The following is a 13087-nucleotide window of genomic DNA, read 5'->3' as shown; positions in this document are numbered from 1 at the left end:
GGCGCCGTCAATCGCCGCGCTCAGCGGCCCTGCGGATCGGGGCGGTGATGCACGTACTCGACCACAGTGCCGTCGGGGTGCACGGCATTGAACGCGGCGCCGGTCGGCACGCGCTGCAAGGGGAAGATGATCTCCGCGCCCGCGGCGACCAGCCGGTCGTAGTAGGGCTGCACATCGTCGACGAGCAGGGTGCCGACCGTCGAGCGGAACGGCGCCAGAGCCGCGTCGATGCCTTCGATCAGCAGGAACGCGCCGACCATCGCCAGGCGCAGGCCGGCTCGGGAAACGGAAAGCCGCCATCGGCCGTCACCCCTTGCAGCTGTTCGTAGAACGCGACTGAAGTCTCGAGTTCGCCGGGTGCCACGAACACGCGAATCATCACCCGCGGCGGCTGCCCGCGCGTGTCGGTGCGCGTGCGCCACAGCGCATCGAAGTCGCGCGCGGTGCTCATCCGGCGCTGGCGCCGTCGAGCGCGGCGATGTCGGACTTCGTCAGCAGCAACGTGCGCGCCGCCGCGAGTTCGCGCAGCTGGGTGATGCTGGTCGCGCTGACGATCGGCGCGGTCACGCCGGGCCGTGCGATCAACCATGCGAGCGCGATCTGGGCCACGGTCGCCGCATGCCGGCACGCGGCATCGTCGAGCGCAGCGAGCACGCGCTTGCCGCGTGCATTGAGGTACTGCTTCACGACCTGCGCGCCGCGCGCGCTGCTCTTCGCCGCGTCGGCCTCGGTGCGGTATTTGCCGCTGAGAAAGCCGCTCGCCAGGGAGTAGTAGCCGATCACGCCGAGCCCGTGCTCGCGCACCAGCGGTTCCAGCGCGGCCTCGTAACCGGCGCGGTCGACGAGGTTGTATTCGGGCTGCAGCGTTTCGTAACGCGGCAGGTGGTGGCGCTTGGCCACGTCGAGTGCTTCGGCCAGACGCGGCGCGATGTAGTTCGACGCGCCGATCGCGCGCACCTTGCCCTGTTCGATCAGGCGCGAGAACGCGCCCAGCGTGTCTTCCAGCGGCACCGACGGGTCGTCCTCGTGCGCCTGGTAGAGATCGATGACATCGGTGCGCAGGCGGCGCAGCGAGTCCTCGCACGCGGCCTGGATGTTGGCCGGCGACAGGCCCCTGCGCTGCGGCCACTTGGCGACCTTGGTGGCGATCACCACCCGCTCGCGCTTGCCGCTCTTCTGCAGCCAGCGGCCGATCAGTGTTTCCGATTCGCCACCCTGGTTGCCGTCGACCCAGGCCGAATACACGTCGGCGGTATCGACGAGATTGAGGCCCAGCGCGACGCATTCGTCGAGCAGCGCATGTGTCGTGGCCTCGTCGGCGCTCCAGCCGAAGACGTTGCCACCGAACGCCAGTGGCGAAACCCTGAGTCCCGAACGTCCGAGTTCGCGTTCCGACATGTGCCGCTCCTGCCTGCAAAAGAATGGCGACAGCATAGGCAGGGCCGACGCGCGACCGACACCGGGGGACACGCAAAGCAGTGTTCCGGCACGACGTCCCGTCGACCCGCAGGACGGGCGACGACGTTCGCCACGCGGCTTGTGGCACCCTTGCGCCACGTCCGCGTCCGGAGTTCCGCCCATGCAACGCAGCTTGTCGTTCTGCGCCGTCGCCCTGATCGCCCTCGCCGGCTGCGCCAGCGCGCCGCAGGTGCCCGCCGATTCGGCCGCCGACCTCGACTCCAGCAATGTCGCCCGCCTCGACAGCGCACTCGCCGGTGACTGGCGCAGCGCCGAGAACCGCGCGCGTGACCAGTACCGTCATCCGCGCGAAACGCTGGCGTTCTTCGGCGTGCGTCCGGAGCAGACCGTCATCGAGATCACCCCCGGCAGCGGCGCGTGGTACGCCGAAGTGCTGGCGCCGTACCTGCGCGACAACGGTCGCTACATCGCGGCGATGGTCGACCCGGCAAGCGCCGCCGAGGGCCGGGGCCGCGATTACCAGACCAGCCAGCGTGACGGTTTGCAGGCCCGCTTCGACGGCGCGCCCGCGCAGTTCGATCGCGCGCGCATGGTGAGCTACGACCCGAAGGCACCGCGCTTCGGCCCGTCGAACTCCGCCGATGTCGTGCTCACCTTCCGCAACGTGCACAACTGGCGTTCGTCCGGTCAGGCCGAGGGCATGTTCAAGGGCTTCTACGACGTGCTGCGCCCGGGCGGCGTGCTGGGCGTGGTCGAACATCGTGCCAAGGCCGACGTGCCCGCCGACGACCGCAGCGGCTATGTCGGGACCGCGCAGGTCATCGCGCTCGCCCAGGCCGCGGGTTTCCGCGTCGACGGCAGCAGCGAGGTCAATGCGAATCCGAAGGACACACGCGACCATGCCGATGGCGTGTGGATGCTGCCGCCGGCCAATCGGCATGCCCCTGCGGACGCGGCAAAGTACGCCGCGATCGGCGAGAGCGACCGGATGACGCTGCGGTTTGTGAAGCCCTGAAAGCCGTGAGGGCTTAAGCGGTCAGACGTCAGCGCTGGACGATCGCGGTCGTCCGGTGCTGGTGTCGGTCGCGGTGCCGTTCCGATCGATCTGCGAATTCCATGCTCGTCGCCTTCAACAAGCCCTACGGCGTGCTCTGCCAGTTCACCGACCGCAGCACGCCGCCGCGTCCGACGCTGGCCGGCTTCGGCCTGCCGCCCGATGTCTACGCCGCCGGGCGCCTCGACCACGACAGCGAAGGCCTGCTGCTGCTGACCGACGACGGCCCGCTGGCCAACCGCATCACCGATCCGCGCCACAAGCTGCCCAAGACCTACCGGGTGCAGGTGGAAGGCACGCCGTCGCCGGACCAGCTGCAGGCGCTGCGCGACGGCGTGACGCTCAACGACGGGCCGACCCGCCCGGCGCAGGTCACGCTGCTCGACCCGCCGCCGGTGCTGTGGCCGCGCGATCCGCCGGTGCGGTTCCGCAAGACCGTGCCCGACGCCTGGCTGGAACTGACCATCCGCGAAGGCCGCAACCGCCAGGTGCGGCGCATGACCGCGGCGGTGGGCCTGCCGACGCTGCGGCTGGTGCGGGTGGCGATCGGCGACTGGTCGCTGGACACGCTGGCGCCCGGCGCCTGGCGGGCGCTTTAAGGGCACAGACGGTCCGGGCGGGGTCCGCAGTCGACCGGCTTTCTGGTAACGTGCCGGGCGGATCGCACGTCTGCGTCGCGTGTCGCCCATTCCCCGTTCGGGGCCACCCCGGAAGCCAATGCCGAACTCTGCAAACGCCAGCGGTCGCATCCTCGTCGTCGATGACCAGCCTGCGAACCTGCGTGTCGTCAGTTCGCTGCTGAGCCGTCACGGCTACGAGGTGCAGACGGCGCCCGACGGCGCCGAAGCGTTGGCGATGCTCGAAGCGCGCCAGCCCGACCTGCTGCTGCTCGACATGCTGATGCCGAACATGGACGGCTTCGCGCTGCTGGCCGAGATCAAGCAGAACCCGGATCTGCTGCGCCTGCCGGTGGTGTTCCTCACCGTCGCCCAGGACCGCGAACTGCTGCTGCGCGCGTTTGACGCCGGCGCGGTCGACTACGTCACCAAGCCCTTCATGCCCGAGGAGCTGCTCGCGCGCGTCAACGCGCACGTCGGCCTCAAGCAGACCCGCGACCGTCTCGAGCGCATCGCGCGCGAGCGCCAGGAGTTGGTGAACCTGGTCGCGCACGATCTGAAGAATCCGCTGTCGAGCATTTGGTTCGCCAGCGACATGCTGGTCAAGAACGAGACCAAGCCCGAGCGCATTCCGCGCTATCACAAGATGATCCACGAGAGCGCCGAAGACGCGCTCGGCTACATCCGTCGCTACCTGGAAACCCAGGACACCTCGCGCAAGGCCGCCGAGGCCGCGCAGTCGACGGGTCTGCGCGATGTGCTGGACTGGATCGTCGCGCGCTACGCCATGCAGTTCGAGGATCGCGGCGTGCAGTTGCAGGCGCGTGCGCCCGATGCCGCGCCGCTGGTCGCGATCGACGGGCTGGTGCTGCGCCAGGTCGCCGAGAACCTGATCACCAACGCGATCAAGTACGCGCCCGACAGCAACGTCGACATCTCGTTGCGCGGCGGCGGCGTGGGCTTCTGGCAGCTGCTGGTCGAAGACCGCGGCCCCGGTATCGCCCGCGACCAGCAGCACGCGCTGTTCCGGCCGTTCCAGCGGCTTGCTCATGCCGGCAAGGACGATGGCCGCTCCAGCGGTCTGGGCCTGTCGTTGGCCAAGCAGATCATCGTCGACCTCGGTGGCCAGCTCTGGTACGAGGACCGCGAAGGCGGCGGCGCGCGCTTCATCATCGAACTGCCGCAGATGTCCGCGGAGGCCGAACGTCCGGCTGCCAACGACGACCCGCAGGACGACCAGACATAAAAAAACGCGGGCCTGAGGCCCGCGTCCGGTCGACCTGCGCCTGGCCGCATGGCCAGCGCACGGGTGATCCTTTGACTCAGTCTTCGCTGTTCGACGCCGCTGCGCCGCGACGCGCGGTGGTGCGCTTGCGGGCCGGTGCACGGGTCGGCTCGATACGGCGCGAGCTGCCTTCGACCGCGCCGCCTTCCTTGCGCTTCTTGTACTGGCGGGCCGCAACCCAGACCAGACCGGCGCCGATCACCGACGCGGCGAGAATCGCAGGATTGCGACGCAGGAAACCGCCCGCCAGCTTGGTGCCGGTGCGTGCCGCGCCGAGCGCGACGCCCGTCTGCAGCCACTTCTCGGCGGAATCGGGAATCGCATGACGCAGGCTGTCGCCTGCCTGGCCGACCAGCGACAGTGCCTTGTCGGACAACGCTTCGAACTTGCTCATGGAATGACCTCGGATGTCCGATGTGGGATGGACGAGTCTTCGTTACGGGCTGTCGAACTGGCGTGAGCGCTGCGGATCGCGGCAGGCTTCGTTTGGCTGACGTTCGGTAAAGGACGTGCGAGGCGTCAGGTGCCGCGCGGTTTCGCGCGATGTGTTGCAGGCGCATTCCACGGATCTTCCGGCCAAGGATGCTTCGGATATCGCCCCTTCATTTCCTTGCGCACTTCGGGATACGTGCGCTCCCAGAAGCCAGCGAGGTCGCGCGTGACCTGCAACGGGCGACCCGCGGGCGACAGCAGATGGATCGTCAGCGGCACGCGGCCATCGGCAACGGTCGGCGTCTTCGCCAGGCCGAACAGTTCCTGCAGCTTGACCGCGAGCACCGGCGGCGCTGGCGTGCCGTCGGCCTCGATCGCGTAGTCGATCGCCCGCGCCATGCCCGACGGCACGGTGATGCGCACCGGCGCCATGCGATCGAGCTGCTGGCGCAGTGACCAGTCCAGCTGGTGCTGCAAAGCATCGGCCAGTGCGTCCGCGCCGAGTGCATCGAGCCGGGTGATGCCGGCGAACGCGGGCCGCAGCCACGCGTCGCGCGTCGCCCGCAGCGCCGCATCCGAGAGATCCGGCAGTGCGAGTTCGGGCATCCACGCGCGCACCGCCTGCACGCGCGCCTGCCATTGCCGCAGACCGTCACGCCACGGCAGCACATCGAGGCCGAGCGCACCGACCGCATCGCTCAGTGCCTGCGCGGCCTGCGCCGGATCGACGCGACCGTTTGCACGTGCGTCGAGCACGATGCCGTCGAATCGGCGTACGCGCTCGCCGACCAGCGCGCGACGCTCGGCGTCCCAGCGCGTCTCGTCGGCATCGGTGAAGCGCTCCGGCCATTGCCGACGCAGCCGCGCCTCGTCGACCGGCGCGCCGCGCAGTAACAGCGCGTCCTTGGTCTCGTGGCGCAATTCGCTGGCGACGATCCACTGTTCGCCGCGCAAGGTGCTGTCGTCGAACAGGCGGGCCATGCGGCCGTTGCTGAGCGTGTAGCGCGCATCGTCGCGCGCGTGGCGATAGCCGATGCGATCGGTAAATGCATGGGCGAGCAGATCGCCGAATACGTGCGCCGGTGCGGACGACGGCGGCGCAGCGTCGAGCTTCAGGCGTCGGCGCCATTGTTTGGCGGCCGCATCGATCGCGGCGAGCGCGCCGCGTTGCGCATCGGCCGGCGTGCGTCCACTGCGGAATGCCGCAAGCGCCTGCCAGCGCGCAGCCACGCCATCCGAGCGCGGCGTGCCCGGCAGTGGCCGCAGCGGATCGCGCGCTTCCAGCAACGCGCACAGATCGCAGGCCAGTGCGCGTTCGCCGGCATCCGCGCCGGCCAGCAGCATCGCCGCGAGGCGTGGATGCGTGCCGAGCGCGAGCATGCGACGCCCGGTCTGCGTGATCGCACCGCGCGTATCCAGCGCATCGAGTCGCTGCAGCAGATCGTGCGCGGCGCCCATCGCGCCGGCGGGCGGTGGATCCGGAAATGCCAACGAGGGATCGCCCCACGCGGCGAGTTCGAGTGCGAGTGCGGCGAGATCGACCTGCGCGATCTCTGGGCGCCGCTGCGGCTCCAGCCGCTGCGATTCCGGCCACAGGCGCAGCGCCACGCCCGATGCGACACGCCCGGCGCGCCCCGCGCGCTGGTCCGCCGACGCCTGCGAGATGGACACGATCTCCAGACGCGAGAAGCCACTGTTGGGATCGAAGCGCGGCTCGCGCGCCTGGCCGCTGTCGACGACGATGCGCACGCCCGGCAGGGTCACGCTGCTCTCGGCGACGTTGGTGGCCAGCACCACACGACGACGGCCATCGGTCGATGGCTGCAGCACATGCGTCTGCGCGTCGACCGGCAGTTCGCCATGCAACACCAGCAGTTCGACATCGCCGGGCAACGCGGCTTCGAGCTGGGCGCGACAGCGTGCGATCTCGCGCTGGCCGGGCAGGAATACCAGCGCATCGCCGGGCTGTGTCGCCAGGGCATCGACGAGCACACGGCGCACCTGGTGTTCGAGCGCCTCGTCGCGCTTCGGCGGTACGTGCGAGACATCGACCGGAAAGCTGCGGCCCGCGCTCGACAGTCGCGGCGCGTCGAGCCACTGCGCGATGCGCGCGCCGTCGAGCGTCGCCGACATCACCACCAGTCGCAGGTCTTCGCGCAGACCGGTCTGCACGTCACGCGCGAGTGCGAGGCCGAGATCGCCGGCGAGATGGCGCTCGTGGAACTCGTCGAACAGCAGCGCGCCGACGTCGCCCAGTTCCGGATCGTCCTGCAGCATCCGCGTCAGGATGCCTTCGGTGACGACCTCGATCCGCGTGCGCGCGCTGATGCGCTGCTCGAAACGGATGCGATAACCGACGAGGCCGCCGACGTCGTCGCCGAGCTGGCGCGCCATGAACGTCGCTGCCGAACGCGCGGCGACGCGCCGCGGTTCCAGCATCACGATCTTCCGGTCGCCCAGCCACGCCGCGTCGCGCAGCGCCAGCGGCACCTGCGTGGTCTTGCCCGCGCCCGGCGGCGCTTCGAGCACCAGGCGCGGATGCACGGCGAGGCTGGAGACGATCTCCGGCAACAACGACGTGATGGGAAAGACGGGAGAGGCGGCGTGCGTCACGGCGCACAGGCTAACGACGTCACGCATCGGCGTCGATGCACGCATGCAAGGGTTTGCCCCGGTATCGGTGGTCATCGTGGCCGATTAGATTCGGCCGCTGCACCGTCACCGGATTTGCCATGCGCGCTCGTCTTCGTCGTCTTCCGCACGTCCTGCTGCTCTGCGGCCTGTCCGCGACCGCGCCCGCCGCGTTCGCCGAGGTCTTCATCAACGAGCTGCATTACGACAACGCGGGCGCGGATGTCGGCGAAGCGGTGGAAATCGTCGCGACCGCGGGCGAAAACCTGTCCGGCTACCGCGTGTGGCTCTACAACGGCAGCAACGCGCCGAATGCGGCGACGACCTACGGCAATGTCGCGGTGCCGGCTGCGCAGACGCGCAACTGCGGCGCGAGCGTCGGCATGGCCACCGTCACCTGGCCGCGCGATGGTCTGCAGAACGGGCCGAACGACGGCATCGCGCTGGTCGACGGCGCCGGGAACGTCGTGCAGTTCATCAGCTACGAAGGCACGATCGTCGCCGGCAACGGCCCCGCCGCCGGACTGACCAGCCAGAACCTGCCGGTGTCGGAGAGTGCGACCGCGCCGGTCGGCACCTCGCTGCAGTTGACCGGCAATGGCAGCACCGCCGCCGACTTCGTCTGGGCGCCGTCGTCGACGCAGACCTTCGGTGCCTGCAACGCCGGCCAGACCTTCGGCGGCAGTGGCGGTGGCAGCGACACCACAGCCCCGTCGATCACTGCGACCTCGCCGGCCAGCGGTGCATCCGATTTCCCGGCAGCCGGCGATCTGTCGGTGTCCTTCAGCGAAGCGGTCACGCTGGCCAACGGCGCATTCGCGCTGCAGTGCGCGACCTCGGGCGCAGTGACGCTCGACCATGCGAGCACCGGCAGCACGTTCGCCATCGGCACCGGCACCGCCTTGCATGCCGGCGAAGCCTGCACGCTGACGGTCAATGCCACTGCGGTCTCCGATGCCGCCGGTCTGTCGCCGGCCGCCAATGCGGTCATCGCGTTCAACGTCGCCAGCAGCGGTGGCGGTGGCGACAGCGGCGACTACTACGCACGCGTCAACACCAGCAGTCCCGGCCAGCTGCGCTGCTCGCTGCACGCGACGATCCGGGGCCACACCTCGTATCCCTACAGCGGCGGCACGACGAACACCTGGACGATCCTCGAAATCGCCGACGAGGATCCGACCGACAGCGGCAAGATCCTCGACGTCTACCGCAACCGCAGCTACGCCAAGGGCAGCGGTCGTGCGGGCACCGGCAGCGGGCTGACCTACAACCGTGAGCACACCTGGCCCAAGTCGCTCGGCTTCCCGTCGACCAGCGGCGACAAGGGTCTGCCGAACGCGCCGCACACCGACGCGCACATGCTCTCTCTCAGCGATACCGACCACAACTCGGCGCGCGGCAACAAACCGCTGGCCGACTGCACGGCTTCGGCCAACTGCAGCGAGCGCGCGACCGAAGCGAACCAGGGCGTCGGCGGTGGCACCGGTCTGTTCCCCGGCAATTCCAACTGGACCAACACCAGCGGCTTCCAGGTCTGGGGCCATCGCAAGGGCGATATCGCACGCGCGGTGCTGTACATGGCGATCCGCTACGAAGGCGGCGCGCATCCGACGACGAGACAGGGCGAGCCCGATCTCGAGCTGACCGACGACCGCAGCCGTATCGTATCGACGTCGGCATCACCGGCCTACATGGGTCTGCTGTCGACGCTGCTGGCTTGGCACCAGGCCGACCCGCCGGACGCCCGCGAGCGCGAACGCAATGAAGTGGTCTACAGCTTCCAGGGCAACCGCAATCCCTTCATCGACCAGCCGCAATGGGCGACACGCGCGCTGTTCGAAAGCACGACGCCGGCGAGTTGCCAGTTGTTGAACTAGGCATCTGCACCTCTCCCTCCGGGAGAGGTCGACGCGCGAAGCGCGTCGGGTGAGGGTTGGGCTCTACAGGCGAATCGAGGGCATGCAGTGGGGGCTTCAAAGCCCGACGTCTACAATGCACGCCCCCACGTTCCCCGCAGTCCGTCATGCAGCTGATCGACATCGGCGCCAACCTCACCCACGACAGCTTCGATCACGATCGCGATGCAGTGCTGCAGCGCGCGCGGGAGGCGGGCGTGACGCGCATGGTGATCACCGGTGCCAGCCGCGAGCATTCGCCCAAGGCGCTCGAACTCGCGCAGGCGCATCCGGGTTTTCTATACGCGACCGCAGGCGTGCATCCGCATCACGCGGTCGAATACACCGCCGAATGCGATGCGGAGATGCGCGCGCTGCTGGCGCATCCGGAAGTCGTCGCGGTCGGCGAGTGCGGTCTGGATTATTTCCGCGATTTCTCGCCGCGACCGGCGCAGCGCAAGGCCTTCGAGCGGCAGCTGCAGATCGCGGTCGACACCGGCAAGCCGCTGTTCCTGCACCAGCGCGATGCGCATGACGATTTCGTTGCGATCATGCGCGAGTTCGAAGGGCAGATCGGCCCAGCGGTCGTGCACTGTTTCACTGCCGGCAAGCGCGAGCTGTTCGAGTGCCTCGACCGCGACTGGCACATCGGCATCACCGGCTGGCTATGCGACGAACGCCGCGGCCAGCATCTGCGCGAACTGGTGCCCAACATTCCGGCGAACCGGCTGATGGTCGAGACCGACGCGCCGTATCTGCTGCCGCGCACGCTCAAGCCGCTGCCGAAAGACCGTCGCAACGAGCCGGCGTTCCTGCCGCACATCGTCGAGGAACTCGCCCGCGATCGCGGCGAGGATGTCGTGGTCACTGCAGACGCGACGACCGCGACGGCGGCCGCGTTCTTCCGGCTGCCGTAAGACTCAGAAGCCCGACGGCATCAACAGCAGCAGACCCGCACCCAGCGCGATGCGATAGATCGCAAAGCCGGTGAAGCGGTGGCGTTTGATGAAACCGAGCAGCCACTTCACGACGATGAAACCGGTGACCATCGCCGCGACGAACGCGATCGCGACATCGCCCCAGGCTTCCTCGCCCAGGCCCTGGTCCATCCACAGTTCCAGGAACGCGTAGGCGCTGGCGGCGAACATCGTCGGGATGCCGACGAGGAACGCGAACTCGGCCGCGGCCGAACGCCGGCTCAGGCCCAGCAGCATCGCGAGGAAGATCGTCGTCGCCGAACGCGAGGTGCCGGGAAACACGCCGGCCACGACCTGCGCCAGACCGACCGCGACGGCCACCGTCCACGTCACATGCGTGTTGTCGCCGCGCTTCTCGGCGAAGTATTCGGCCACCAGCATCCAGATGCCGCCGATGATCAGCGCCCAGGCGACCGGCGTGACGGTCTCCGGCAGTTCCCAGCCGGCCATGCGCACCGGCAGGCCGACCAGCGCGGTGACCGCGAAGGCGACGAACAGCTTCGCCGAATAGTCGCGGTGCTCGCGCTCGCGCAGACCCGTCGTCAGCTGCCAGATGCGCTGGCGGAACACCAGCAGCGTCGCGAGGATCGCGCCGGCCTGGATGACGATGTTGAAGAAGTCCGAGCGCGCGCCGAGCCAGTGCTGGGCGATCAGCAGATGGCCGGTGCTGGAGACGGGCAGGAATTCGGTAAGCCCCTCGATGATGCCGAGGAGCAGAGCGGAGATCGGATCGGACACGGCGTTCATGCGAAGCGGGGGCAAGCCCGCGAGGATACCGGTCGTCGACGCCCGCGCGAACCCGCGCGCGATCCGCGGTCAGTCGCGCGCGGTGGCCGCGGACTGCTTGAGTTCGCGGTAGCGGGTCAGCGCGGCCTGCAGATCACCGCCCAGCGCGGACTGTTCGACCAGCTGCTGGTCGAGGATCGCCAGCTGGCGCTGCAGGTCGGTGTGCTGGCTGCGGATGCTGTCGGTCAGGGGTTTGGCGACGGCCTGGCCGGCCAGTTCGCGCTCGCCGGCCTGACGCAGCAGCGACAGCAGGCTGTTGCGCAGATTGTCGACGCCCATGCGCGAGGTCTTGAGCGCTTCGTCGACCAGCACGATGCGCTCGCCGTAGGCGCGGCGCAGGTCGGCTTCGGTCGCATAGGACTCGACCATCGCCAGTTCCTGGCGCTGGCGCAGGGCCGCGGCTTCGGCGTCGAGCTTGGCCTGCTGCGCGGCCGCAGCGGCGGCGCTGCGTTCCTCGGCGGTCAGTGCGCGGCTCACGTGCGCGGTGGCCATGCCGCTGCGGGCGCTGATCTCGGTACGTTCGGCGTCCACCGCCGACGCCGGCAATGCATCGCCGCACACGCGACGGCCGCCTTCGTTCCAGCAATAGACCTTGCGGTCGGCAGTCGGCTGTTGCGCCAGGGCGCCGGTGGCGATGCAGGCCAGCAGCAGACCGCCCATCAGTCGGATCGAAAGGTGCATGTCGTCCGTCCCCCTGACGGCCCGAAGCGTTGAATCAGCGTGTGGTGTCGCTGCCATGTCGTGCCCGGTAGGCGAGCAGGCGTTCGCGTTCTGCCGCCAGTGTCGCGCTCTGTCCGACAAATGCAAGCAGATCGGACAGCCCGGCGATGGCCACCACCGGCACGTCCTGCTCGCGCGCGACGCGCTGCGCGGCGGACTCCTGGCTGTCTTCGGTGACGCGTTCCTGGCGATCGAGCGCGATGACGATGCCGGCCACCGTGCCGCCGCCCTCGGCGATCTGGCCCAGCGCTTCGCGGATCGCAGTGCCCGCGGTGATCACGTCATCGACGATCAGCACCCGGCGTCCGGCCAGTGGCGCGCCGATCAGCAGGCCGCCTTCGCCATGCGCCTTGGCTTCCTTGCGGTTGAACGCGACCGGCAGGTCGCGGCCGCGGCGCGCGTACTCGCAGGCCAGCGCCGTCGCCAGCGGAATGCCCTTGTAGGCCGGGCCGAACAGCAGGTCGAACTCGACCCCGGCAGCCTCCAGCGCATCGGCATAGCAGCCGGCCAGCGTGGCGATGGCGACACCGGAATCGAAACGCCCGGCGTTGAAGAAATACGGACTGACGCGGCCGGACTTCAGCGTGAACTCGCCGAAGCGCAGTGCGTCGGCCTCGAGGGCGAGCTGCAGGAAACGGGTGCGATGGTCGGTCATGGCGCCCATTGTCCCACGCCGAGTGCGCGCAGCATCAGGTGTTGCGGCCCGCCGCGGCCGCCGCGCACGATCTCCCCGCTGTCGACGAAGCCGGCGCGCTTGTACAGGTGCACGGCGATGACGTTGGCCGCATGCACGTTCAACGCCAGCGTCATCCGTTCGGGATGCCGCAGCGCCAGATCCGCGCAGCACGCGGCGAGCACCGGCAGCCCGAAGCCGCGGCCCTGCCACGCCGCGCCGAGCGCGAACGCGCGCAGCGTGACCAGACGCCGGTCGACGGCCTGTTTCGCGAAGGCCGCGGTCGGGTAGTCGAGGCGATAGAAACCGATGACGACATCACCCAACAGCACCGCCATCGCGTCGCTGTCCGGCGCGGCCATGGCGTTGTCGACATTGAAGACGATGTCGCCCGCGTAGACGGTCTGCGTCGCAGTGAGCAGCAGGCAGCGCGCGGCCTCGGCCTGTGCGGTCGAGGCGATGACGACACACGGCAGCGGGCCCGACGACATCGGCGGAGGATACGCGCCGCGGAGGCTAGGGCCTGTCATCCAATGCCGGATGGTCCGCGCCGCACCCGTGCGTGTCTGCGGCAAGGAAGCGCGAGGAAGTGGACGTC

At 69.2% G+C, this 13087-nt stretch carries 12 protein-coding genes and 1 pseudogene; 5 read left to right on the top strand and 8 right to left on the bottom strand.

Translation table 11 applies throughout. The features are described 5' to 3' along the window. Positions 1–20: 20 nt before the first annotated feature. Positions 21–451 (bottom strand): annotated as a pseudogene (locus LU699_RS18380) (VOC family protein). Next, positions 448–1398, bottom strand: a complete 951-nt coding sequence (locus LU699_RS08555) for an aldo/keto reductase (RefSeq protein ID WP_232136533.1) — start codon at positions 1396–1398, stop codon at positions 448–450. Before LU699_RS08555 ends, LU699_RS18380 begins: the two are co-directional and overlap by 4 nt. A gap of 181 nt (positions 1399–1579) precedes the next feature. Here LU699_RS08555 and LU699_RS08550 point away from each other — a divergent pair, with 181 nt between their 5' ends. The 3 genes from LU699_RS08550 (at position 1580) to LU699_RS08540 (ending at position 4336) form a co-directional block, all read left to right on the top strand. Further along, entirely contained in the window at positions 1580–2434 is an 855-nt protein-coding gene (locus LU699_RS08550; protein WP_327058887.1) for a class I SAM-dependent methyltransferase, read from the top strand. A gap of 101 nt (positions 2435–2535) precedes the next feature. Continuing rightward, a complete protein-coding gene (locus tag LU699_RS08545) occupies positions 2536–3072 on the top strand; it encodes a pseudouridine synthase (protein ID WP_232136532.1) in 537 nt (178 codons plus the stop codon). A gap of 118 nt (positions 3073–3190) precedes the next feature. Further along, complete coding sequence (locus tag LU699_RS08540; RefSeq protein ID WP_232136531.1) at positions 3191–4336, top strand: hybrid sensor histidine kinase/response regulator; 1146 nt, start codon at positions 3191–3193, stop codon at positions 4334–4336. A gap of 76 nt (positions 4337–4412) precedes the next feature. Here LU699_RS08540 and LU699_RS08535 read toward each other — a convergent pair whose 3' ends face one another. After that, the gene (locus LU699_RS08535) at positions 4413–4769 is read right to left on the bottom strand and encodes a hypothetical protein (protein ID WP_232136530.1); all 357 of its coding nucleotides are present in this window, start codon (positions 4767–4769) and stop codon (positions 4413–4415) included. Positions 4770–4894: 125 nt separating this feature from the next. Next, positions 4895–7447, bottom strand: a complete 2553-nt coding sequence (gene hrpB / locus LU699_RS08530; RefSeq protein WP_232136529.1) for an ATP-dependent helicase HrpB — start codon at positions 7445–7447, stop codon at positions 4895–4897. Between the two features lie 92 nt (positions 7448–7539). On the opposite strand from hrpB, the gene LU699_RS08525 reads away from it, so the two are divergent. Further along, positions 7540–9315, top strand: coding sequence for an endonuclease (locus LU699_RS08525; RefSeq protein ID WP_232136527.1), 1776 nt, complete (start codon positions 7540–7542; stop codon positions 9313–9315). A 146-nt stretch (positions 9316–9461) separates the two neighbouring features. After that, the gene (locus LU699_RS08520; RefSeq protein ID WP_232136526.1) at positions 9462–10250 is read left to right on the top strand and encodes a TatD family hydrolase; all 789 of its coding nucleotides are present in this window, start codon (positions 9462–9464) and stop codon (positions 10248–10250) included. A 3-nt stretch (positions 10251–10253) separates the two neighbouring features. Here the strand turns inward: LU699_RS08520 and LU699_RS08515 are convergent, their stop codons facing one another. From LU699_RS08515 to LU699_RS08500, 4 genes are all read right to left on the bottom strand, one after another. Then, on the bottom strand, positions 10254–11048 hold the full coding sequence (locus tag LU699_RS08515) for an undecaprenyl-diphosphate phosphatase (protein ID WP_232136523.1): 795 nt from the start codon (positions 11046–11048) through the stop codon (positions 10254–10256). A 78-nt stretch (positions 11049–11126) separates the two neighbouring features. Beyond that, positions 11127–11777 carry a hypothetical protein gene (locus tag LU699_RS08510; protein ID WP_232136522.1) on the bottom strand — a complete coding sequence of 217 codons (651 nt, stop codon included), beginning with the start codon at positions 11775–11777 and terminating at the stop codon, positions 11127–11129. A 34-nt stretch (positions 11778–11811) separates the two neighbouring features. Next, positions 11812–12471: an orotate phosphoribosyltransferase gene (gene pyrE / locus LU699_RS08505; RefSeq protein ID WP_232136521.1), complete on the bottom strand. Its 660-nt coding sequence runs from the start codon at positions 12469–12471 to the stop codon at positions 11812–11814. Then, entirely contained in the window at positions 12468–12980 is a 513-nt protein-coding gene (locus LU699_RS08500) for a GNAT family N-acetyltransferase (RefSeq protein WP_232136520.1), read from the bottom strand. Before LU699_RS08500 ends, pyrE begins: the two co-directional genes overlap by 4 nt. Between the last annotated feature and the right edge of the window lie 107 nt (positions 12981–13087).

This window comes from Luteimonas fraxinea (assembly GCF_021233355.1).
In the GTDB taxonomy this organism is placed as follows: Bacteria; Pseudomonadota; Gammaproteobacteria; order Xanthomonadales; family Xanthomonadaceae; genus Luteimonas; species Luteimonas fraxinea.
Note: the sequence above shows the minus strand (reverse complement) of the source record. Positions and strands in the feature narration are given on the sequence as shown.